The following is a 23,047-nucleotide window of genomic DNA, read 5'->3' as shown; positions in this document are numbered from 1 at the left end:
GGCACTGGCCCGCGCCACGCGGGCCAGACCAAGCTACCGCATACCGCCCCATAGCGGCGGCCGGTTCCCCCGACACTTGTGCGCGGAGACCCATACCCATGGAAACGCCCGACAGCTCCCCCGTCTATCGCAGGCCCGCGGTTCTCTCCGCGCTGATCTCCTGCCTCGCCATCTCCCTGCCCCTCGGCACCATCATCTGGGCCTTCGACCTGCTGCGCCGCGTGGGCGTCCTCATCTACCCCGAGCAGTTCGGCGCGGTGATGCTGGGCCTCGCCACTGCGCTGGTGTTCCTTCACACCCCCGCAAGCGCAGGCCGCGAGCGCAACGGGCCGATCCCGTGGTACGACATGGTCTTCGCCGCCCTCGGGCTTGCCACTTGCCTCTTCGTCGCCCTGCGCTTCCCCGAGTTCTCCACCGCCGCCCTCAAGACCCCCGCAAGCCTCGTCGCGGGTTTCATCCTGGTGCCGCTGCTGCTGGAGGGCGCACGGCGCACGGCCGGGCTGCCGATCATGCTTGTTGCCGCCGCCTTCCTGCTGCTGGGCCTCACCGCCTACCTGCTGCCGGGCGACCTCATGGGCCGCAAGGTCTCGGTCAACAGCCTCGCCTACTACCTGACCTGGAACACCAGCGCGATCCTCGGCACCCCCACCATGATCGTCGTGACGGTGGTGGTCGCCTTCGTCCTCTTCGGGCAGGGCCTGTTCCTCTCGGGCGGTTCGGGCTTCTTCACCGATATCGCCATGGCGCTCATGGGCCGCTACCGTGGCGGGCAAGCCAAGATCGCGATCATCGCCTCGGCCCTCTTCGGCACCATTTCGGGCAGCGTCGTCGCCAACGTGGTCTCGACCGGCGTTGTTACCATCCCGATGATGAAACGCGCGGGTTATCGCCCCCACGTCGCCGCCGCTGTCGAGGCCGTCGCCTCGACCGGGGGCCAACTGATGCCGCCGGTAATGGGTGTCGCGGCCTTCCTGATGGCCGAGTTCCTGCAGGTGCCCTACGCCACCATCGCCGTCGCCGCGCTGATCCCCGCCGTCATCTACTTTGCCGCCCTCTTCATCCAGATTGACCTCGAAGCCGCGCGCCACGGCATCCAGCGGGTGCCCGAGAGCGACATTCCCCGCACCCTCGACGTGCTGAAGGCGGGCTGGTTCATCCCCATCCCCTTTGCCATCCTGATCGCCGGGATCTTCTGGCTGAACTTCTCGCTGGACCTCGCCGCCCTCTACGCACTTGTCGCCGTCCTCGTCAGCGGCATGGTCCTCGGCTATCGCGGCCAGCGCCTCAACCGCCGCAGCCTGATCGACGTCTTCCGCACCACCGGGCTCGGCGTGCTCGACATCTTCATGATCGCCCCGCTGGCCGGGATCGTGATCGGCGTGCTCAACATCACCGGGCTCAGCTTCTCCCTCGCCCTCTCGCTGGTCGCCCTGGCCGGGGGCAGCGTCATCGGCCTGCTGCTGCTGACCGGAGGGGTCAGCATCGTGCTCGGCATGGGGATGCCCACCGTTGGCGTCTACATCCTGCTGGCCACCCTCGTCGCCCCGGCGCTGATCCAGATCGGGATCGACCCGCTCGCTGCGCATCTCTTCATCTTCTACTACGGGATGCTGTCGATGATCACCCCGCCGGTCGCCATCGGCGCCTTTGCCGCCGCCTCGATCAGCGGGTCGCGCGCGATGCAGACAGGGTTCGCCGCCGTGCGTTTCGGCTGGTCGGCCTTCGTGATCCCCTTTCTCTTCATCTTCTCGGACTCGATGCTGCTACGCGGTGGGCCGGTGGAAACCGTGATCGACGTCGCGACCGCCCTCGCTGCAGTCTGGCTGATCGCCGCCGGGTTCACCGGCTACTCGGTGCGGCGCATCGGGGCGGCCCAGCGCATCGGCTTCGTGATCGCCGGGGCCTGCCTGCTGATCCCGGTCAACCTCTTCGGCGGCAGCCACCTCCTCAACCTCGTCGGCCTCGCCGTCGGCGGCGCACTGTTGGCCTTCGACCTCACGCAGCGGCGGGTCCATACGGCCGAAACGCTTGCGCAGAAAGAACTCCGCACATGATCATCGACATCTACACCCACCTGTTCCCCAAGCGGTACCTTGCGGATCTCGTCGCCTCCTCGGCGGGCCTTGGAAGCCTGACGGCCCGGATGAACCAGGTGCCGGAGGTCAGCGACCTCGACGCCCGGTTCCGAGAAATGGACCGCCACGGCGACTATCGCCAGATCATCGCCCTGCCGCACCCAGTGCTGGAAGAGGTGGCAACACCGGAGGTCGCCGCCCGCCTCGCCCGGCTCGCCAACGACGAGATGGCCGAGATTTGCCGCGCCCATCCGGACCGTTTCCCGGCCTTCGTCGCCACCATTGCCCTCAACGACGTCGAGAGCGCGGTGGCCGAGATCGACCGGGCCGTGAATGACCTCGGCGCGCGGGGCATCCAGATCTATACCAACGTCGCGGGCCGTCCGCTGGACCTGCCCGAGTTCGAGCCCGTCTTTGCCGCCATGGCGCGGCATGACCTGCCGATCTGGCTGCACCCTGCCCGCACCGCCGCAATGACCGATTACGCGGGCGAGGCGAAATCCCGCTTCGAGATGTGGTGGTGTTTCGGCTGGCCCTACGAGACCTCGGTCGCGGTATCGCGGCTGATCCTCTCGGGGCTGCTCGACCGCCATCCCCGCCTCAAGCTGATCACCCACCACCTTGGCGGCATGATCCCTTTCTTCGACGGGCGCGTCGGCCCCGGCATGGCCTACCTCGGCTCGCGCACGGCGGACGAGGACTATTCGGGCATGATCGCCACGCTCAAGCGGCCTCATCTGGAGTATTTCCGGATGCTGCATGCCGACACGGCCATGTTCGGCGGCACCTCCGGCTTTCCCTCCGGGTTCGACTTCTTCGGGGCCGAGCAGATCGTCTTTGCCTCCGACGCCCCCTTCGGCCCGATCGACGCCTCGATCGAGGCACTGGCACGCTATCCCCTCAGTGACAGCCAGCGCCACGCGGTCATGCAGGGCAACGCCGAGCGCCTGCTTGGCATGACCTTCACCTAAACGGACGGCCCGAACAGGCCAGGACCAGACCCATGCTGAACTTCATGAGACGAAAACCGGCGCCCCGCCGGGCGGCTTCCTGCACCCTTTCGACATTCCTCGAGGGCTGCTCGGCCGAGGTGATGCCCCGGACCCTCGCAAAGCTGCCGGAGGTCGACGACCTCTTCCCGCGAGGCACCCGCGTTTACATCGCCCATATCGACGGCACCGCCATCGGCGAGATGGTCGCCACCGCACGCCGTCTGCGGGACGCGGGGTACGAACCGATGCCCCACATCCCGGCACGGATGATCCCCGACCGCGCGACCTTCGAATGTTGGGTCCGCGTCTACGCCGAGGAGGCGGGCGTCACGCAGGCACTGGTGCTCGCCGGTGGTCTGACCACGCCGCTCGGGCCGTTCGAGAGTTCGATGGACCTGCTCGGCACCGGCCTGTTCGACCGCTTCGGGTTCCGCCGCCTGCACGTGGCGGGGCACCCGGAGGGCAACCGGGACATCGATACCGACGGTGGCGAGCGCGAGGCGATGAAGGCGCTTGCTTGGAAGCAGGCTCTGGCCGACCGCAGCGATGCGGAGATGGCCATCGTCACCCAGTTCGTCTTTGACGCCGCGCCGGTCATCGGCTGGGCGCGGCGACTTTCTGCGGCAGGTGTCACCCTGCCGATCCATGTCGGCCTCGCCGGGCCTGCCCGCCTCCAGACGCTGATCAAGTACGCGGTTGCCTGCGGCGTCGGCCCCTCGCTCTCGGTCCTGCGCAAACGTGCGATGGACGTGGGCCAGCTGCTGCTGCCCTACGCGCCCACCGAGCTCGCCCAGTCGCTCGCCGAGGCGGCAGCGGACCTGCCCAACCTCGCGCAGGCCCATCTGTTTCCGCTTGGCGGCATCTCTGCCAGCGCCGACTGGCTCGCCCACCACCAGCGCCCCCACCTGAAAGGATTGTAGAAATGACCCGCCATGTCCTGACCCTCGCCTGTCCCAGCGGGATCGGCATCGTTGCCGCCGTCGCCGGAACGCTTGCCGCTCAGGCGTGCAACATCACAGACGCCCAGCAGTTCGACGACGCAACCTCGGGCAAGTTCTTCATGCGGGTCGAGTTCGACTGTGACGGCGACGTCGAAGCACTCCGCCCGGAGCTCGCAGCGACCGCCACCCGTTTCGGCATGACCTGGACCCTCCGCCCCGCGCGCGAGCGGCGGCGCGTGCTGATCCTCGTTTCGAAGTTCGATCACTGTCTCGCCGACCTGCTCTATCGCGCCCGCATCGGCGAGCTGAACATGGAGGTGGTCGCCATCGCCTCGAACCATAGCCGCGAGGCTGCCGGTCTGCCGGAGGACATGGGCGCCCCGTTCCACCACCTGCCCGTCACCCGCGACACCAAGGCCGTGCAGGAGGCCGGGATCAAGTCGCTCATCGAGGAAACCAGGGCCGAACTGATCGTGCTGGCGCGCTACATGCAGATCCTGTCGGACGACTTCTCGGCTTACCTGTCGGGGCGCTGCATCAACATCCACCACAGCTTTCTGCCCGGCTTCAAGGGCGCGAAACCCTACCATCAGGCCCATGCGCGTGGCGTGAAGATGATCGGTGCCACCGCCCACTATGTGACCGGCGACCTCGACGAGGGGCCGATCATCTCGCAGGACGTGGAGCGCATCCACCACGCCGACACGCCGGAGGACCTGATCCGCAAGGGCCGCGACATCGAGCGTCGGGTGCTGGCGCGCGCCGTCTCGAACCACCTGGAGGACCGGGTGCTGATGAACGGCTCCCGGACCGTGGTGTTCCGGCATTGAGCGCTGCGTCAGTCCGGCGTCGCCCGCACGATCAGGCGGTGCAGCCCGCGCAGGGTGTTGTGCGGGCGGCGCTCCTCCTCGACGATCTCGAAGGCGGCCACCCGGTCGGCCAGGGCGTTCAGGATCACGGTCATCTCCAGCTTGGCCAGGTGCATCCCGGCGCAGGTATGGGTGCCATAGCCGAACCCGATGTGATCCCGCGCGCGCCGGGTGATGTCAAATCGGTCGGGGTCGGGATAGTTCCGCTCGTCCCGGTTGGCGCAGGCATAGAGCATCAGCGCCCGGGCGCCCTGCCTCAGAACCACACCCCCTACCTCGTGGTCGCGCGTCACATAGCGCGAGAAGGCGCGGATCGGGGATTCCATCCGGATCACCTCGTTGATCGCGCCGGGCATCAGGTCACGATCCGCCCGCAGCCGGGCCCATTGGTCGGGGTTGCGGGCAAAGAGCCAGATCGCCGAGGAGGTCGCGTTGATGGTGGTATCGAGCGCAGGCGCGACGTAGCCCATCATCATCGAACGCGCCTGCGCCTCGGCGATATCGCCCCGCTCTGCCGCCTGAAACAGCGCGGTGCCCCAGCTCTTGGGCGCCAGCCGCGCCGGGTCGATCCCGCGGGTATAGCGCGCCGCCTCCTGCGCAACTTCCAGCCCGGTGATGGTGCGCGGGCTGCTGAGCGGGCCGAAGGCGTCGAAGGACCCGGCGGCCCAGTCGAGCATGTGGCGCCGCCCGTCCTCCGGCAGGCCCACGAGCTCGCTCACCACGTTGATCGGCAGGTGGTGCCCGATGTCCACCACCGCATCAAAGCTCTCCTGCTCCATCAGCCGGTCAACCTGCTCCGACGCCAGCTCTTCCATGCGCGCCTTCAGCACGCCGACTGCAGCGGGCATCAAAGGCCGGGCAAAGGTCTTGCGCATCTGCTGGTGCTCGGGATCGTCGGTGCAGAGGATGTTGCCGACAAAGGCGGTATTCATCGGATCGTTCATCATGCAGCCGCGCGCGGAGGAGAAGACCTCCGGGTTGGCCAGCGCGGCCCGCACCTCGGCGTGGCGGGTGATGGCCCAGGCCTCATGCCGCGAGAGCCAGACAGCGGGGCCGAGGTCGCGTAGCGTCCGGTAGGTCGGATAGGGGTTCAGAACCACCTCGTCAGACCAGAAGTCCTGCTCGTATGTCGGCGTCGCCAGCAGCGTGTCGGTTGTCATTGCGGGTCCTCCTCCCCGGTGTTTGTCGTGGTCTTTCCTGCGTTCCGCCCAGAGGCACGGCCTAGTCGAACATGAACAGGTCCATGCTGGTCAGCGCCACCGCCGGCACGAAGGTCACGAGGACCAGCACCAGCAGGAACACCGCGAAGAAGGGAAAGACCCCGCGATAGATGTCGGTCGTCTTCATCCCCAGCACCGACTGCGCCACGAAGATGTTGATGCCGAAGGGCGGCGTGAACAGGCCGATGGCAAGGTTCAGCGTCATGATGATCCCGAAGTGCACCTTGTCGATGTCCAGCGCATCCACGACCGGAACCAGCACCGGCGTCAGCAGCAGGATCGCCGAGAGCGGGTCCATGAAACAGCCCCAGACCAGCAGCAGCAGGTTGATCACGATCAGGAACTGCCAGGCGCTGATCTCCATGCCCGAGATCCAGGCCACGATGGTCTGCGGCACCTGGTTCACCGTCAGCAGCCAGGCAAAGAGCCCTGCCGCCGCGACGATCACGAGGATCTGCGAGGTAAAGAGCACGGTCTGCACCGCGCAGTCGAGAATGTCGGCCCAGCTCAGTTCGGCAAAGACGAAGCGGGTCACGAGGATGGAATAGGCGCAGGCCACCGCCGCCGCCTCGGTGGGCGAAAAGACCCCGCCATAGATGCCGCCCAGCACGATCACCGGCGCCCCGAGCGCCCAGACGGCCCGCCCCGTAGCGCTGAGGATGGTGGCGAGGTCGGGCCGTTGGCGGCTGCCGAACCCGTCCATGCCTGCGCGTGCCATGATGTAGACCGCAAGGGCGAGCGCCAGCAGCAGGCCGGGCAGAACACCAGCGGCATAAAGGCGCGGGATCGAGGTTTCGGACGAGGCGCCATAGACGATCATCGGGATCGAGGGCGGGATGATGATGCCGATCGCGCTGACCGAGGTCACCATGCCCGCCGAGAAGGTGGCGGGATAGCGGTCCTCCGTCATCGCCGGGTGCATCACCTTGCCGACCGAGGCAACTGCTGCCGCGCTGGAGCCCGAGATGGCGCCAAACACCGTGGCCGTGCCAACGGTCGTCACGCCCAGCGCCCCGGGAAGGCCACCCACCAGCGAGCGGACGAACTGGACCAGCCGGAACGACACCGTGCCGCGCGACATCAGCTCGCCCGCAAGAATGAAGAAGGGCACCGCCAGCAGGCCGTTCACGTTGAGCGATCCGAACAGGTTCTGATGGATCGCCGTCATCGGCATGGACATGAAACCGCCCAGCGCCACGGTCGAGGCCAGCAGAAGGACGATGAAGATCGGAAAGCCGAAGACCAGCAGGCCGAGCGGCAGGGCACCGAGGGCAAAGATCATTTCACGACCTCCGGTTTGGCGCCACGCGCGCCGTGTCTACGGGGGGAGAGCCGGAAGGCCCGCAGGGTCTGCACCAGACGTACCAGCGCAATGAGGCTCATGAAGGCGAGGCTGACCGTGATGCAGATATGGACCGTCCAGATCGGGATGCGGGCCCCGTCGCTCGTCATGCCGAACTTGAGAAGCCGCGCGACATAGCCCCAAGAGAGCCAGGCGACCCAGCCGCAGAGGATGACGGTGGTCAGTTGCTGCGCCACCATCACCCAGCGCTGCGCCCCCTCGGGCAGCAGGTCGGAGACCACGCTCATCCGGATGTCCATCCGGCGCCACGCCACCACGATGGCCCCCAGCCATCCCATGACAATCATGCCGAACACTGCGATTTCGTCAGCCCACAGCAGCGACGTGCTGAACACGTAGCGCGAGACCACGTTCCAGACGCTCAGCGCCACCATCGCCAGCAGCATCAGCCCCAGAAGCACCAGCACGCCCTGTGCGAAACGGTCGACCTTGCCACACATCTGCACCCCTCCCCTTATCGGCGGGCCTGCGCCCGCCTGCTCCGTTCTCAGTGCTCGCCCGCTGCGGCCTTCAGGACGTCGTAGTCAGCCTGCATCTGGGCATCCTTCGCCACGACCTCCTCGACCACCTTGACCATCCCGCCCCGGAAGGACTCGGTATCGGCCGCGCTCATCTCGTTCAGGGTGCCGCCCATCTTGACCCACGCGCCCTCCAGCGCCTTGGGGCCGCTGTCGAGCTTGGCCTCGTAGGCATCGTTTGCCTTGACTGCCTGTTCGCGGATCACCGCCTCGAGCTCGGGGCCGACCGTCGCGAGGAACTGCTTGGACACGATGCCGCCGATGATCCCGAACTTGCCGGGCACGTAGACCGACTCGCTGGCGACGTCGGCGAACTTGAACCCGACCGAGACCGGCATGTTGATGGTGGCCGCGTCGATGGTGCCGGTCTGGATACCGGGCAGCACGTCTCCCAGCGGCAGCGCCACGGGCGAGACCCCGAAGGCCTCGAGCGGCTCGTTCACCAGCGAGGTCGCCCCGCCAGTCCGCATCTTGAGGCCCTGCAGGTCCGCCGGCGTCGCGATCTTCTTGCGCGATACGATATTGGCCTGTCCGCTGGTCAGCACGAACAGCGGTTCGACCCCGGCGTCCGCCCCGAATTCGGACAGGAGCGTCCGCACCTTCGGGTCGGTCAGGGTCTTCAGCGCGTGGTGCTCGTCATCGAAGAGCCCTACCGCGTCGAGCACCTGGAACCGTGGGTCGATCCCGGTGAGGAAACCGATGGCGGGCATGGCCATCTCGATGGTGCCCATCACCACGCCTTCCACCGTCGCCGGGATCGGCCCCAACTGAGAAGACGGGTAAAGCTGCACGTCGATGCGCCCGCCAGAAGCTTCCTCGACCCCGGCCTCGAAGGCCGTCATCCATGCCGACAGCGGATCGACCTCGGTCAGCGGCGCCGGTGACGAAATCTTCATGACGTAGTCCGCCGCAAATCCGGCGACGGGAACAAATGCGGCTGTCGAGGCGACGAGCGCGCTGGCTGCGAACGCGAGTCCGAGTTTCATGGTGTCCTCCCTTTGAATGCGTGCCCGGGCTCTCCCGGGCATCGCCCCGCTGTCACGAACAAGCGCCGGACCTGCGGGTGTTTCTCCCTGATCGGGGACATTACCCGCGCGACTGCCTCGGGTTAGATGCCAATAAATTCTGTCCGATAGCATATTGCGATCACCGTGTTCCTCACCCATCCTGAGCGAGATGTTCGGGAGGAGACCCATCATGCCATCCATTGACCTGCCTGCCCGGCGGCACGCGCTGGCCCGCCCATGAAGTTCAACCAGTTGCGCGACTTCGTCGCCGTGGCCGAGGTCGGCAGCCTGCGCGGCGCGGCCCGGACCCTGTCGCTGGCGCAGCCCGCCATTACCCGCAGCATTCAGGAACTGGAGCATTCGCTCGGAACCCAGCTCTTCGTGCGCGAGGCGCGGGGCGTCCGTCTCACGCCCATCGGAGAAGAGTTCCTGACCCGCGCGCGCGCCATCCTCGAGGAAATCCGCCGCGCCCAGGAATCCGTTCAGCAACAACAGCAGGACGCCGAGGGCTCGCTTGTCATCGGCCTCTCCGTGGTGGCGCATCTCGGCATCGCCGGATCGGTGCTGCCCCCGTTCAACAAACGCTATCCCCGCGTACGCCTGCGCATCATCGAAGGCTTCCTGCCCACGTTGGACAAGGACCTGCGGCAGGGCATGATCGACCTCTTCGTGGGACCGGTGCCCGACGGCACCCAGTCCGGCGACCTGCAGTACACTCCCCTGTTCGAGAACAAGCGCGTCGTGGTCGCGCGCAAGGGGCACCCGTTGGTCAAGGCGACCTCGCTGGCGGATCTCAGCGATGCGCTCTGGCTCACCACCAGCATCACCCGCGAGGCCGAAGACGAGTTGCACGCGGTCTTTCGCAAGCGCGGTCTGCCCAACCCGAGACTTGGCGGGCAAGCCCAGTCCGCCCTCTCGATCCTGACCCTGATGCTGAACACCGACATGCTGGCCATGATGCCGGTGCAATGGGTCAATTCCCCCCTTCTCAAGCCTTGGCTCGAGGAAATCGACCTCGACGAGGACTTCCGCGCCCCGCCCATCATGATGGTGCACCGGGCCGGACTCGGCCTGACTCCGGCCGGCGAATACTTCGCTCACCTCGTGCAGCGTTCCAGCCTGCAGATGCAGGCGCTGTGATAGCTTTCCGATATCACAGGAACAATATTGCAATCTGACGTTGGCACTGCCGCGTCCTCATACTTCCCGCTGAAGACAGGGAGGATGACGATGCAGCAGATTGAAACCGAGGTTCTTGTGATCGGTGCGGGGCCCTGCGGCCTCATGCTGGCGAACGAACTGGGCCAGCGCGGCATCCGTGCCATCGTGGCCGACCGCGAGGCGACCGTCGCCACCGCGCCGCAGGCCAACGCGACGCAGGCACGGACGATGGAACACTACCGGCGCCTTGGCTTTGCCCACGAAATTCGCCAGCTTGGGCTGCCGTCGGATTATCCCACCGACGTTGCTTATTTCACAACCTACGCGGGGTACGAGCTTGGCCGGCACCGGATGCCGCCCTCGGGACAGGCCGACACCTTCGTGCGCGAGAACGCCCATATCTGGAACGCCGCCGAACTTCCCCATCGCATCCCCCAGAGCTTGATCGAGCAGACGCTGCTGCGCAAGGCGCAGGACCTCGACTCGATCTCGGTCGAATTCAACTGCCTGGCCGTTTCCTTTACCGAGACGCCCGAGGGCATCGAAACAACGCTGACCCATACGACCACCGGCGAGACCCGGCTGATCCGCTCCCGCTACCTGTTCGGCGCAGACGGAACGCAGGGCATGGTGCGCCGCCAGCTTGGCATCCGCTACAACGGCGGCGATGCCGCCACCCGCGATTTCATGGGCGGCCGCATGCTCTCGGTCTATGTCGACCTGCCGACCTTCTATGACGAGATCCCGCATGACCGCGCGTGGATGTACTGGTGTTTCAACAGCCGCCGGCGCGGCATTCTCGCCGCCGTCGACGGCAAGCAGCGGTTCGCCTTCGGCACCCAGCTGCGCGCGGGTGAGAATGGCGACGAGATGACCCATGACGACGCCGCCCGGCTGGTCCGCGAGGCGCTTGGCAGGGACATGCCCTGCCACGTGGTCGGCACGGCACAGTGGGTCGCAGGCCGCGCGCTGGTCGCCGACAGTTTCCAGTCCGGTCGCGTCCTGATCGGCGGCGACGCGGTCCACGTGTTCACCCCTACCGGCGGGATGGGCTATAATACCGCCATCGAGGACGCGGTGAACGCCGGTTGGAAGCTGGCCGCCGTGCTCCGGGGGCAAGCCGCGCCGGAACTGCTGGAAAGCTACGAGGCCGAGCGCCGGCCCGTCGCCCTGCGCAACACTCGCTTCGCCCTTGGGTTTGCCGACTCCGTGGGCCTTTACGCGCCCTCGCCCGCCATCGAGGACGACAGCGCCGCCGGGGAATTGGCCCGCAAACGCGCAGGTGCCTATCTCGCCGAGCACGCGCGCAACGAGTTCACCATTCCGGGCTTCACGCTCGGCGCGCGATACGACGGCTCGCCTGTCATCTGCGACGAGAGTTCGCTCATGCCCCCCGACGCGCCCTCGGTCTACGCCCCGAGCGCCAAGCCCGGAGGACGCGCGCCGCATTTTTGGCTGGAGGATGGCACGTCCCTGTTCGACGCCTTCGGCTTCGAATGGACGGTGCTGAGCCTCGGCACCGAGACGACCGGCGCGGAGCTGGTGTTGCAGGAGGCCGAACGTCGCGGACTGCCCGTGACGCACCTCGATCTGACCGGTAACGCCGTCGCGGCAGACCTTTACCAGGCGTCCTATGCCCTGATCCGGCCGGACCAGGTAGTCGCCTGGCGCGGCAACGAGCTGACGGCGGAGATGACTTCAGGGCTGCTCGACCGCGTGACAGGAGCCAGTGCCGCTCTTGAGGTTGCCGCCGAAGCGGTTGCCTGAAGGCCCCTACAGGCGAAAGACATGAAATTAGGCCCGGACTGTCAGGTCGGGGCCTGTTCCAGTTCCAGCACGTTGCCTTCGCAGTCGCGCACATAGACAATCAGGTACGGTCGCTCGGCGCTGCCGAAATTGGTGACCTCGCCGACCATGGCGCCGCCGTACTCGAGCACCGCCCGGATCGTGTCTTCGATGCTATCCGTAACGAAGGACAGGTGGCCATATCCCGGCGCGTCCACCTCCGGCAGGTCTCGCCCTCGGTCGCCTTTGTATTGCAGCAGTTCGAGAAAAGGCGTGTCCGTGCCGGGCAGCGTCAGCCAGATCGAATAGATCTCGCAGCCCGGCAACCCGTTGCCGCGCGATACCGCTGGCCCGGACAGGACCCTTGGCGGTCGCCTCACCTCACACCCCAGGACGCACCGGTAGAAGGTCGAGAGCCTGTCGGCGTCGCGGGCCGTAATGCTGATATGGGCAAGTTTCATGTATGGGCAGCCTGCGTTTTCCGCCATCCTAGCGCCGCGTTACCGTCGAACAAGACAACAGTCCCAATGAAGCCCACCCCCATGACGGCAAAAAACCACCGCCACCGGGCGAACCGATGGCGGCAGCGTGCAACCCTTTGGTCCGGTTTCGGGTTCTGGCCAACCCGCCCCGGACGTTCAGGCTATCTCAGTCGGCAGCCTCGTAGTTCACCACGAAGTCCTTGGGCAGCTCCGGCCCCCAGAGGTAGATCGAGTCCTCCGGCGGATAGTCCCCCGCGTCCCAGTCATGATCGACCGGGATATAGTCGATGTCCGCGGAGTATTCCGAATAGCTGCCCCATGGGTCCTTGACGTAGTGGAAGTAGTTCGACCCGAGCACGTGCCGCCCGAGGCCCCAGCCCTTGGTGAACCCCTTTCCGGCCATCTGCGCCGCCCCCATGCCGATCTCGTTGATGCCGCCCACGTCCCAGCTGCAATGATGCAGGCCGGGCGCGGAGGACTTGGCAAAGGCGAGCAGGTGATGGTCCGAGCCATGGATGCCGTGCATGAAGCATATGCCCTCGCCCGACTGGTCCGACAGGCGCAGCCCGAGGACCCGGCTGTAGAAGCGGATGCTGCCCACCACGTCCGGCGTGAAGATCAGCACGTGGGCCAGCCGCGTGGGACGCACCTGTGGCGCTTTCGAGCGCTGCATGGATCCCATCTGGCCCCCCGGGCACGACTTGACCTCGAAGGCGCACTTGCTGGCGGGTGAGGATTTCTCCGCCACCTTCACCTCGATCAGGACGCCGAAGGGGTCCATGAACCAGATGCCGTTGCTGTCAAAGCCGCGTGGCGCGTCCAGGAGTTTGACGCCCTCCGCCTCGATACGCTTGCGAATGGCTTCGAAATCCTCTTCGAACACGCCGAACGAGAGGTTGCTTAGCTTCTTCCGCGCCCCCTCGCCAAGCGACGCCCAGCGATGCGGCGAGCCGTAGGTATAGAGCCCCAGCCCGTCGCCCTCCTCGCGCACGTCCAGCCCGAAGGCCGTGTAGAAGTCCTGTGCGACCGCAAGATCGGGCACCACCATGTGAAAGGTATCCATCGAGTGGATGCCCAGCTCTCCCGGACGCTTGGTCACGCCCAGTTTCCCGGTAATGGCTGTCATGTTTCCTCCTCCCCTTGTTGCGCGTCAGGCCGTTTCGGCCACGCGCGAGACGACCTCGTCGCGGATCGGGTTCGAGAGGATGCCGATGCCCGAGATCTCCACCTCGCAGACGTCGCCGTCCTTCATCCACAGCTTGGGCGTGCGCCCTGCCCCGACGCCCGCCGGGGTGCCGGTGACGATCACGTCGCCCGCCTTGAGGGTCATGAAGCTGGAACAGACCGAAACGATCTGCGCGACCGAGAACACCATGTCGTCGATCATCGCGTTCTGGACGACCTTGCCGTTCAGCCGGGTGGTCAGCTCCAGCCCGACGCAGCCCTTCGGCAGCGCATCGGCGGTCACGAACACGGGACCGAAGGCGCCGCTGTCGTCGAAATTCTTGCCGGGCGTCCACTGCGGCGCCTTGAACTGGTAGTCGCGGATAGAGCCATCATTGAAGATCGAATAGCCAGCGACATAGTCCAGCGCGTCCGCCTCGGACACGTTGCGTGCCTCGCGACCGATGATCGCGACCAGCTCGCCCTCGTAGTCGAGTTCGGCTGACACGGCGGGCCGCACCATCGGGGCACCATGGCCGATCAGCGACGAATTGAATCGGCTGAACAGGGTCGGAAAACTCGGCTGCTCGTAACCGCTCTCGGCCGAGTGATCGTGGTAGTTGAGGCCGACGCAGACGATCTTTTCCGGGGTTTCGACCGGCGGCAGCACGGTGACAGACGCCATGTCCACGGGGGCGCCGTTCGCGAGCGTCTTGGCCGCAGCGGCAAGGCCATCGGACTGGATCAGGCTCAGCAGATCACCCGGATAGGACGGGTCAGCCTCGGTCAGGCCGCGATAGACGCCGTCCTGCTCCACCGCCAGCCCCTTGCTGCCATCCTTTGAAAAGGCCATAAATTTCATCGCGTTCTCCTCTCTTTTTCATGCATGATCTCAGCTCTCGTACCGCGCGGAACAGCCTCGAACACCGGTCAATGCCCGGCCCGGTGCGGCCTACCCGGCAGGCGCCGCCTGCTGCTCCTCCGCCCCGCGTGAGCGACTGGCAGACCGGGGCCACCGCCGCGCAATGCGCCACCCTGAAGGGCACCTTGGTTGGAAAAGAGCGATAGGAGTAGATTGCAAAAGTGTCTGAGCGATAGGCATTTGCTATCTATGCGTTCTGTCGCCAAACGCCTCCGCGACACGGCTTCGGGCAAGGCGACGGGCGGGCCGCAGGCCGCCATGCGATCGGACGTACTGACGGAACGGAGAGGTGTCGCCTAATCGCGGGGCAGTACGATGCAGGCGCTGAGGCCGGGCGCATTCGGGCGCAAGGTGACCTCGCCCCCATGCTGCCGCGCGACCGCCCGCACGATGGCAAGGCCAAGGCCGACCCCGCCGGTCGCCGCGCTCCGCGACTGCTCCACCCGGTAAAATGGCTCGAACACGCGCGCGAGCTGGTCGGCGGGGATACCCGGCCCGCTGTCCTCGACCACGATCTCCACCTGCCGGTCGCTTTCCCTCACCGTCACGCGCGCGTGACCCGCGTAGCGCAGGGCGTTCTCCAACAGGTTCCGCACCGCCCGTCGCAGGGCGTCCGGGCGACAGCGCAGGGTAATGGTGCCCGTATCGCTGCAGGTAACGTCATGCCCGAGCATGGCCAGATCGTCGCAAAGGCTCTCAACTAGAGCGCCGAGGTCCACAAGGCGTGTCTGTTCTGCCGTGGCCTCGTTCTTCGCGAAGGACAGCGTCGTTTCGGCCATGCGGGTCATCTCGTCCAGCGTCGCGATGATGGGTTCGCGCAGCGCGGGGTCCTCCAGCATCTCTGCCCGCAGCCGCAGCGCCGTCATCGGCGTTCGGAGGTCATGCCCCAGCGCCGCCAGCATCAACGTGCGGTCCTCAACGAAACGGTGCAACCGCTCTTGCATCCGGTTGAACGCGTCCTGCAGTTCGAGGATATCCCTCGGCCCGCGCTCCAGATGCACCTCCTTCGGCTCCCCCCGCCCGACCGCCCCGGCTGCCTCGGTCAGGAGCCTGAGCGGGTTGGCGATCCAACGCGCCGAGAGCGCCCCGACGACACAGAGCAGGACAGCGGTAACAAGAGTCGGCAGCAGTGATCGCAGCAGCTCCATATCGGCTTGATAACGCTTGTAGAAAATGGCGTTTAGCCATGTCCCGTCGGCCAGCGGAACGGCGAGGCCCAGCCCGATCTGCCCCTCGAAGGGCAGAACGCTGGCCCCGGTGGGATTGGTCCAAAGCGGCGAGTCAAGATCGGACCAGCCGACGAACGTCTTGCTCTCCACGATGCGGCGCTGCGCGTCTTCGTCGAGCGCCCCATCTGTCGCCGGATCGGCATTGATGATCCCCGAGAGCGGCTCCAGCAGGTATTCCCGTGCGTCCACGTACCAGGTCCGGCCCAGCCCGCGCGGATCGTCCGGGGTAACCCAGTAGCGCGTATGCGACGTGGCGCTCGCCAGCAGCACGTCGCGTCGCAGGTCCGGGGCCATCCCGTCAACGACCTGCACCAGCGAGGCGGTGCGGCTGATGAACTCGCTTTGCGCCGCCACGCGCAGCGCCTCCTTGCGACCAGACCAGGACAACAGAAAGCCGACACCCTGGCCGACGATCAGGACGGTCAGCAGCAGGATCACGACCTGCCCGACCATGCTCCTCCGCCACCATCGGGTCATGAGGAGCCGACATCCGCCGCGAGGCAGTATCCACCGCCCCAGTAGGTCTGGATGATCTCGGGCGATTTCGGCTCCGCCTCGATCTTGCGCCGCAGACGGCTCACCTGGTTGTCGATGCTTCGGTCGAACGGCCCCGCCGTCCGGCCTACCGTCAGGTCCAGCAACTGGTCGCGCGTCAGCACCTGCCGGGGATGGTCGAGAAAGACCCTTAGAAGCCGAAATTCCGCCGTGCTCAGCGCCACGCTCAGCCCGTCGTCCCGTTCCAGCTCGCGACGGCCCAGATCCAGTGTCCAGCGGTGAAAGGCCAGCCGGGCCGGTGCGCGCCTGCTGCTCTCCGCCCCGCCCGCCGTACGACGCAAAACCGCCCGGATCCGGGCCAGCAGCTCGCGGGGATTGAAGGGTTTGACAAGGTAGTCGTCCGCGCCCAGTTCCAGCCCGACGATGCGGTCGGTCTCGTCTCCCACCGCGGTCAGGAAGATGATCGGCAGATCGCTATTGCCCCTGATCTCGCGGCAGAGGTCCAGACCGCTCTCGCCCGGCATCATGATGTCGAGCACGATCAGGTCCGGCGCATCCCGCTCAATCAGGGCGCGCAGCTCGGCCGCCCCGCCGGCCAGGCTCGTCCGATAGCCATGCCGGGACAGATAGGCCCCGACGAGGTCGCGGATCTCCCCGTGATCATCCACGACGGCAATGTGGAACTGGTCTTGCATGACGCACTTTCGCTGGCTCGGCCCAACCTAGACCATCCGCCGCCGCGAGACATCACTCAACATTGTAATGATTGGTAAGCCCGGGCCGCCCCTGCACCGCCCCCGTGTTACACTTTGATACAGTTTCCCCAGTTCGCGGCAAACCCCTGCGACATCTGGCGGCTAGACCCTGCTGCATCCGGGGACGCGCCCCTTGCGGCACCTCTGCCGCAATCGGACCTGGCGCGCCCTTGCGAAAGCAAACCAAAGAGAAGGTACCCCACCCATGACCCTCAGATATACCGCAGCCCTGCTAGCCGCCCTGTTCCTCGCGCCCGCCGCCTCGGCGGAAACCGTTCTTCGCTACTCGGACCACCAGCCGCTGGACGGCATGCGCACGAAGTTCCTGTCCGAGGTCTTCTTTCCCGCCATCAAGCGGGAGTCGCGGGGCCGGCTGAGGGTCGAGGCACAGTGGAACGGAGAGGTTGCCGCCGCCTATGATGCGTTGGGCGCGGTGGCCGACGGGTCGGCAACGGACTTGGCGACGACAGTGCCGGAGTACACCGCCAAGGAGCTTCCGTTGCATCAGCTCTTCAAGAGCTTCCTTGTGGGTCCCGCCGGGGACGAACAGGTCGAACTGTTCCGGCGCGTCTACCGCGAAATTCCCGAGTTTTCGGAAGAACTCGACCGGAACAACCTCGTTCCGGTCTTCCTTGGCACCGGTTATCCGGTCGCCTTTTTCAGCACCGAGCCGATGAGCTCGCTGCCCGGGGTGGCTGGCGGCGCGTGGCGTTCCGCCAGCTTCTGGCACCTCGATTTCCTCGAGAACGCAGGCGCGACCCCGGTGAGGATGCATTGGGGTCAGGAGGTCTATGATGCGCTTCGCGACGGCACGCTTGACGGCCTCATGGTCAACGTGGACAGCGGAAACGACCTGAAGGTGTACGACCACGCACCGAACGTCCTGCTCTCGCGAAACCTCTGGCTGGGGCACCTCTATCCCGTCGTGATGAACAAGTCGGTATGGGCTGCACTGCCCCACGAAGATCAGCAGGCCATCGCGCGCGCAGCCGAGTATTCCTATCGCCAGCTGGGCGAGGTCATGGACAGAAGCCTCGAGGCCGAAGTGCAGGAGCTGACGGCGCAGGGCGCGACGGTGCGCACGCTTGAGCCCGCCGAGATCGAAGCCTTCGCCACGGCGACCAAGTACGAGGAGGTGCAGAACGACTGGGCCCGGGAACAGGAAGCCGAGACCGGCCTTCCGATGCTCTCCGTCCTCGACCGGATGCGGGTCATCATGCGCGACAGCGCGCAATAGAACGGATCCCGGAGATCAAACAAGTTCAGCGCGGGCACCCCTCGCGCTGATCCCGGAACAGCAAGTCCCAATGCCATGCCACTGCGCCTGAACGAAAAGCGCCCCCGGCCGCTCAGCTGATCCCTTGCAACAGGCTGATCAGCTTCTGCGAGTCGCTCTCGCCAAGCTGGCGAAGGATGGTTGCGTCCTCTTCCTCGATCTCCTCACGGATCTGCATCATCCGCTTCCGCCCCAGCGGGGTCGGCAACACGTTGATCTTGCGATGGTCGTTCTGGGCGACCTGCCGGTGAACCAGACCGTCGGACACCATCCGGTCGACCAGCTTGGTCAGGGTCGGCGGGTTCATCAGCACGATATCCGCCAGCTCGCCCATGGTGAAACGCTGCCCTGAGTCCAGCGCCTCCAGCAGGCGCCATGCCTCGATCTGGATGCCGTGCTTGCGCAGGCGCGCATTGAGCGAGGCACTGACTCGCCGGTGCGCCGCGGCAAGAGCATAGGAAACAAGGTTATTCATTGGGCTCTCCGAGTGATCCATCGCGCCTGTCGATCCTTGGCTGCTCAGAATTTAGTTGACTTGGAAAATAAACTCAAATGCAATGTGTCAATTCCCGATCCCCGCGGAAAGGGCGTGGCTGACATGAACAGGTTTGCATCCGAGCCGTTCGTCCCGACTGAACTGGACGAATTGCGTGACGGCCCCTTGGCCGCAGCGCGGAGCACCTATCGCATCGCCCTACTGATCCCGCTCTGCGGCGCCGCTGGCATCTGGGCGCCCTCCTGCATCTCCAGCGCCCAGGCGGCCGTGGAAGAGCTGAACCGGGCCAACGGGGTGAACGGGCGCAAGGTCCAGCTCATCATGATCGACTCGGCGCAGGAATCCTCGCTGCCGATCGAGGAGACGGTGAACGACCTGATCGAGACCGGCTCCATCGACGCCATCGTCGGGATGCACATCAGCGCGATCCGGCAGCGGCTCAGCAAGGTGGTCCGCCAGCGCATCCCCTACATCTACACCCCACTCTATGAGGGGGGCGAAACCACCGCTGGCCTCTATGCCATCGGCGAGACGCCCGACGAGCAGCTCGGCCCGCCAATCGAACTGATCCAGAGCGAGTACCGCCCGAAGAGTTGGGCGCTGATCGGCAACGACTACGTCTGGCCGCGCATGTCGCACCTCTATGCAAAGTCCAAGCTCAAGGCGATGTCGGTCGATCTGGCCTACGAGAGGTACCTGCCCTTCGGGTTGAGCAACATGGCGCGCCACGTGGAGGAGATCGGAAACTCGGGGGCCGAGGCGATCCTGATTTCACTGGTCGGGCAGGATGCGGTGGCCTTCAACCGGGCCTTCGGCGCCGCCGGGCTGCACTCCCGCGTGGTGCGCCTCTCCTGCGCCATCGACGAGAACGCCCTGCTGGCCAGCGGTGCCCGCAATGCCAAGCGGCTGTTCGTGGCCTCGGCCTACTTCGGCACCCTGCCAACCGAGGCGAATGCCGCCTTCAAGGAAACCTACTACGGGCTGCACGGAGATCAGGCGCCGGTGCTGAATGCCCTCGGTCAGTCCACCTACGAGGGCGTCCATTTCCTCGCCGGTCTGCTGGCCAGCTACCCCGAGACCTGGCGCACCGGCAGCCTGACGAACGCCCTGCCGGTGATTCACCGCAGCGGGCGAAAAAGGAACGGAATCCAGCGCCCCGGACGCGCCCCCATCTACCTAGCACGCGCTGATGGGTTAAAGTTCGAAGTCATAACATCGTTCTAAATCAATATCTTGATAGTATAAATTTTCCAATTCAACTTTTTACTTGAAACGGAAAATAAAATCTCCCACCGTCATGGCAATGATAACCCGTGCCCGTTCAGAGGCCGGGATAACTCCATAACAGGGAGAGACACAGTGCTCTGGATGGCCCTTCTGGTGCTTGCCGCGCTCATCTTGCTTGTCGGCATCTGGTTCCTTCAGCGTTACTACGCCAAGGCAACACTCGACAGCGCCCTCGTGCGCACCGGCCTCGGCGGGCGCCGCGTGGTGATCGACGGCGGATGTCTCGCCCTGCCGATCCTTCACAAGGTCCAGCGCGTGTCGATGGGGGCGCTCAGTTTCCAGACCGCGCGCACCGGGCGCAACGCGGTGCTGACCCGCGACCAGATGCGCGCCGACCTGAGCTTTGACTGCGAGCTGCGCGTGGCCCCCACCGAGCAGGGCATCGCCACTGCCGCGCAGGCCCTCGGCTACCGCATCGCACAGGGCGCGGACAGCCTCGAGGACGTGATGTCTGGCACGCTGGTCAACGCCATCCAGAACGCCGCCGCCGCGAGGTCGCTCGAAGAAATCCACCTCGACCGTGCCGGGTTTGCCTTCGACGTGGCCACCGCCGTCGAACTGCAGGCGCAGCGGCTGGGCCTGACGCTGGTTTCCGCCTCGCTCATCCATGTCGACCAGAGCGACCTGAGCCAGTGGAACGAGAACAACGCCTTCAACGCGCAGGGGATGCGCCGGCTGGCAGAACTTGTTGCCGACCAGCGCAAGGCCCGCGTGAAGGTCGAGACCGAGGCCGATATCGCGGTCCGCGAGAGCCAGCTGGCCCAGCACCAGCGCGCCCTCGAGATCAAGCGCGCCGAGCGCGAGGCCGACATCGCGCAGCAGGAATACCTCGTCAAGTTGGAAGCCGAGGCGAAATCGCGCGAGGAACTCGCCCGCGACGAGGCCCGCCTGACTGCGGAGACCGCGCGCATCGAGAATGACGCGCGGGTGAAGTCGAGCCAGGTCGAGAACGACGAGGCGCTGCGCAAGACCGAGATGGCCGCGATCCTCTCGCTCGAAGAAACCAAGATCGCCAACGGCATCCAGCTGGCCCGCAAGCGCGCCGAAGAGACCGAGGCCAAGGCCGCCGAGGAAGAGGCGCGCGCCAAGGTCCTGCTCGCCGCCGAGCACGTGCAGGCCCAGAAGGAACGCGCCCAGGCCGAACGCGAGCGCGAGATCGCGCGCCTGAAACAGCAGAAAGACAGCGAACTCGAAGACGCCCGCGTCAAGCGCGAGGTCGACACCCTGCTCGCCCGCGCCCAGGCCGAAGCGACGGCCGCCGCCAAGCAGGCCGAAGCCGAGCGTGCCCGTATGGAAGCCGAGGCCGCAGGCCGCACCGCGCTCAATTCGGCCGAGAACACGCTCTCCGACGCGGTGATCCGGATGCGGCTGGAAGAGCGCAAGCTCGACCGGATGCCCGAGATCATGACCCAGATGATGAAGCCGGTCGAAAAGATCGACTCGATCCGGATCAACCAGATCGGCGGGATCGGCGGCGGTGCCGGAGGATCCGGAGAGGGCGGTGTCGACGGCGCCTTTGGCGCGGCGATGGACCAGATCCTCGGCATGGCGGTGCGCCTGCCCGCGATGAAGCAGATGGGCGAGGAAATCGGTCTCGACTTCGACGCCAACCTCGCGGGCCGCACCGCGGACTACGCCAACCGCATCAAGGGCAAGCCCTCGGGCGAGCGCCCTGCCCCGCGCGACCTCGACCGCGACAACGACAGATGACCCGGTGACGCGGGGACCAACACCCGCGCATGCAATGAAAAACTGACAACACGGAGGTAAGTGCAATGACACTTAACAGACGGAAATTCCTTGGCACCACCGCGGCAATGGCAGGAACGGCCATGCTGCCCAGGGCGGTTCTCGCCGCCGACACCATCAAGGTCGGGTCGATCCTCGACACCTCGGGCATCTTCGATGCCTACGGCAAACCGATGGACATGGCGCTGCGCCTCGCGGTCAACGAGATCAACGGTGCAGGCGGCGTCCTTGGCCGTCAGCTCGAGGTCAAGGCCTATGACACCCAGTCCGACATGGCGCTCTACTCGCAGTATGCCCAGCAGCTCACCCGGCAGGACAAGGTCGACGTGGTGCACGGCGGCATCCTCTCGGCCTCGCGCGAGGCGATCCGCCAGACCATGCGCAAGACCAATACGCTCTACTTCTACAACGTCCAGTATGAAGGCGGGGTCTGTGACCGCAACATCTTCTGCAACGGGGTGACCCCGGCACAGCAGGCCGAGGTGCTGGTGCCCTGGGCGATGAAGGAAGCGGGTGGCAAGAAGGTCTACACGCTGGCGGCCGACTACAACTACGGCCAGATCACCGCGCGCTGGATCCAGAAGTTCGTGCAGGATGCCGGTGGCGAAGTGGTCGAGACCGACTTCTTCCCGCTCGACGTGGCCGACTTTGGCGCGACCATCGCCAAGATCCAGACCGCCGCACCCGACCTGATCCTCGCACCACTCGTCGGCGGGGCACACCTGAGCTTCTTCCGGCAATGGGCCGCCTCGGGCATGAAGGACAAGATCCCGCTGGCCTCGACCACGCTCGGCGTCGGCAATGAACACAAGGTCCTGACCCCGGAAGAGGGAGACGGCATCATGGTCGCCTACTCCTACAGCCAGGATCTCGACACACCTGCCAACAACGCCTTCAAGGAACGCTGGAGCGCGGCCTATGGCGATCCCTCGGCGCTGCACGAGCTGGCGGTATCGACCTATTACGGAGTGCATACCTGGGCCAAGGGCGTGGAAATGGCCGGGTCGGTGGAGCACGACGCGGTGGTCAAGGCGCTGGAGACGGGGATCGCCGTCGATGGCCCTGCCGGCACCTACACTGTCGACCCCAAGACCCATCACTCAACCGTCGACGTCCACCTGATGAAGTTCAAGGATCAGAAGATGGATGTGATCGAGACGCTGCAGCAGCGCCCGCCGATCGACACGCAGGCGGTCTGTGATCTGGAAACCAACCCGGACGACAACACCCAGTACGAAATCCAGATCTGACGCAACCGCGT

At 65.9% G+C, this 23,047-nt stretch carries 20 protein-coding genes; 10 read left to right on the top strand and 10 right to left on the bottom strand.

The features are described 5' to 3' along the window. Nucleotides 1-98: 98 nt before the first annotated feature. The 4 genes from DDT93_RS00960 to purU are packed head-to-tail and all read left to right on the top strand — an operon-like array spanning nucleotide 99 to nucleotide 4,838. Entirely contained in the window at nucleotides 99-2,054 is a 1,956-nt protein-coding gene (locus DDT93_RS00960) for a TRAP transporter permease (RefSeq protein ID WP_109463920.1), read from the top strand. Then, nucleotides 2,051-3,046 carry an amidohydrolase family protein gene (locus DDT93_RS00955; protein WP_109463919.1) on the top strand — a complete coding sequence of 332 codons (996 nt, stop codon included), beginning with the start codon at nucleotides 2,051-2,053 and terminating at the stop codon, nucleotides 3,044-3,046. The genes DDT93_RS00960 and DDT93_RS00955 overlap by 4 nt, the downstream gene beginning before the upstream one ends. Nucleotides 3,047-3,078: 32 nt before the next feature. Then, the gene (locus tag DDT93_RS00950) at nucleotides 3,079-3,987 is read left to right on the top strand and encodes a methylenetetrahydrofolate reductase (RefSeq protein ID WP_232825341.1); all 909 of its coding nucleotides are present in this window, start codon (nucleotides 3,079-3,081) and stop codon (nucleotides 3,985-3,987) included. A 2-nt stretch (nucleotides 3,988-3,989) separates the two neighbouring features. Beyond that, nucleotides 3,990-4,838 carry a formyltetrahydrofolate deformylase gene (purU, locus tag DDT93_RS00945; RefSeq protein WP_109463918.1) on the top strand — a complete coding sequence of 283 codons (849 nt, stop codon included), beginning with the start codon at nucleotides 3,990-3,992 and terminating at the stop codon, nucleotides 4,836-4,838. Between the two features lie 8 nt (nucleotides 4,839-4,846). Here the strand turns inward: purU and DDT93_RS00940 are convergent, their stop codons facing one another. The 4 genes from DDT93_RS00940 to DDT93_RS00925 all read right to left on the bottom strand — a co-directional run bounded on the left by DDT93_RS00940 (nucleotide 4,847) and on the right by DDT93_RS00925 (nucleotide 8,964). Continuing rightward, entirely contained in the window at nucleotides 4,847-6,037 is a 1,191-nt protein-coding gene (locus DDT93_RS00940; protein ID WP_109463917.1) for a cytochrome P450, read from the bottom strand. A 61-nt stretch (nucleotides 6,038-6,098) separates the two neighbouring features. Further along, a complete protein-coding gene (locus DDT93_RS00935) occupies nucleotides 6,099-7,379 on the bottom strand; it encodes a TRAP transporter large permease (RefSeq protein ID WP_109463916.1) in 1,281 nt (426 codons plus the stop codon). Then, nucleotides 7,376-7,900 (bottom strand): TRAP transporter small permease, encoded by a 525-nt coding sequence (locus DDT93_RS00930; protein WP_109463915.1) that lies wholly within the window; start codon nucleotides 7,898-7,900, stop codon nucleotides 7,376-7,378. The genes DDT93_RS00935 and DDT93_RS00930 overlap by 4 nt, the downstream gene beginning before the upstream one ends. Nucleotides 7,901-7,947: 47 nt before the next feature. Beyond that, nucleotides 7,948-8,964, bottom strand: a complete 1,017-nt coding sequence (locus DDT93_RS00925; protein ID WP_157960056.1) for a TRAP transporter substrate-binding protein — start codon at nucleotides 8,962-8,964, stop codon at nucleotides 7,948-7,950. Nucleotides 8,965-9,222: 258 nt separating this feature from the next. On the opposite strand from DDT93_RS00925, the gene DDT93_RS00920 reads away from it, so the two are divergent. Then, nucleotides 9,223-10,125 carry a LysR substrate-binding domain-containing protein gene (locus tag DDT93_RS00920; RefSeq protein ID WP_109463913.1) on the top strand — a complete coding sequence of 301 codons (903 nt, stop codon included), beginning with the start codon at nucleotides 9,223-9,225 and terminating at the stop codon, nucleotides 10,123-10,125. Nucleotides 10,126-10,215: 90 nt separating this feature from the next. Further along, nucleotides 10,216-11,913 carry an FAD-dependent oxidoreductase gene (locus tag DDT93_RS00915; RefSeq protein ID WP_109464724.1) on the top strand — a complete coding sequence of 566 codons (1,698 nt, stop codon included), beginning with the start codon at nucleotides 10,216-10,218 and terminating at the stop codon, nucleotides 11,911-11,913. 41 nt (nucleotides 11,914-11,954) lie between these two features. Here the strand turns inward: DDT93_RS00915 and DDT93_RS00910 are convergent, their stop codons facing one another. The 5 genes from DDT93_RS00910 to DDT93_RS00890 form a co-directional block, all read right to left on the bottom strand. Continuing rightward, on the bottom strand, nucleotides 11,955-12,392 hold the full coding sequence (locus tag DDT93_RS00910) for a VOC family protein (RefSeq protein WP_109463912.1): 438 nt from the start codon (nucleotides 12,390-12,392) through the stop codon (nucleotides 11,955-11,957). A 187-nt stretch (nucleotides 12,393-12,579) separates the two neighbouring features. After that, nucleotides 12,580-13,539 carry a VOC family protein gene (locus DDT93_RS00905; RefSeq protein WP_109463911.1) on the bottom strand — a complete coding sequence of 320 codons (960 nt, stop codon included), beginning with the start codon at nucleotides 13,537-13,539 and terminating at the stop codon, nucleotides 12,580-12,582. Between the two features lie 24 nt (nucleotides 13,540-13,563). Beyond that, the gene (locus tag DDT93_RS00900) at nucleotides 13,564-14,439 is read right to left on the bottom strand and encodes a fumarylacetoacetate hydrolase family protein (RefSeq protein ID WP_109463910.1); all 876 of its coding nucleotides are present in this window, start codon (nucleotides 14,437-14,439) and stop codon (nucleotides 13,564-13,566) included. 356 nt (nucleotides 14,440-14,795) lie between these two features. After that, nucleotides 14,796-16,205, bottom strand: a complete 1,410-nt coding sequence (locus DDT93_RS00895; protein ID WP_109463909.1) for a sensor histidine kinase — start codon at nucleotides 16,203-16,205, stop codon at nucleotides 14,796-14,798. Continuing rightward, nucleotides 16,202-16,918, bottom strand: a complete 717-nt coding sequence (locus DDT93_RS00890) for a response regulator (protein WP_109463908.1) — start codon at nucleotides 16,916-16,918, stop codon at nucleotides 16,202-16,204. The genes DDT93_RS00895 and DDT93_RS00890 overlap by 4 nt, the downstream gene beginning before the upstream one ends. Nucleotides 16,919-17,183: 265 nt before the next feature. On the opposite strand from DDT93_RS00890, the gene dctP reads away from it, so the two are divergent. Further along, nucleotides 17,184-18,215: a TRAP transporter substrate-binding protein DctP gene (dctP, locus tag DDT93_RS00885; RefSeq protein WP_109463907.1), complete on the top strand. Its 1,032-nt coding sequence runs from the start codon at nucleotides 17,184-17,186 to the stop codon at nucleotides 18,213-18,215. Nucleotides 18,216-18,327: 112 nt separating this feature from the next. On the opposite strand, the gene DDT93_RS00880 is transcribed toward dctP, so the two are convergent. Further along, a complete protein-coding gene (locus tag DDT93_RS00880; protein ID WP_232825340.1) occupies nucleotides 18,328-18,729 on the bottom strand; it encodes a MarR family winged helix-turn-helix transcriptional regulator in 402 nt (133 codons plus the stop codon). 123 nt (nucleotides 18,730-18,852) lie between these two features. Here DDT93_RS00880 and DDT93_RS00875 point away from each other — a divergent pair, with 123 nt between their 5' ends. The 3 genes from DDT93_RS00875 (at nucleotide 18,853) to DDT93_RS00865 (ending at nucleotide 23,036) form a co-directional block, all read left to right on the top strand. Beyond that, complete coding sequence (locus tag DDT93_RS00875) at nucleotides 18,853-19,974, top strand: substrate-binding domain-containing protein (RefSeq protein ID WP_109463905.1); 1,122 nt, start codon at nucleotides 18,853-18,855, stop codon at nucleotides 19,972-19,974. A 144-nt stretch (nucleotides 19,975-20,118) separates the two neighbouring features. After that, on the top strand, nucleotides 20,119-21,747 hold the full coding sequence (locus tag DDT93_RS00870) for a flotillin family protein (protein WP_232825374.1): 1,629 nt from the start codon (nucleotides 20,119-20,121) through the stop codon (nucleotides 21,745-21,747). A gap of 65 nt (nucleotides 21,748-21,812) precedes the next feature. Further along, the gene (locus tag DDT93_RS00865) at nucleotides 21,813-23,036 is read left to right on the top strand and encodes an urea ABC transporter substrate-binding protein (protein WP_109463903.1); all 1,224 of its coding nucleotides are present in this window, start codon (nucleotides 21,813-21,815) and stop codon (nucleotides 23,034-23,036) included. The last annotated feature ends 11 nt before the right edge of the window (nucleotides 23,037-23,047 follow it).

Source organism: Albibacillus kandeliae, assembly GCF_003116585.1.
Lineage (GTDB): Bacteria > Pseudomonadota > Alphaproteobacteria > Rhodobacterales > Rhodobacteraceae > Albibacillus > Albibacillus kandeliae.
The sequence above is the reverse complement of the archived record's forward strand: the minus strand, read 5'-3'. Positions and strand labels throughout refer to the sequence as shown.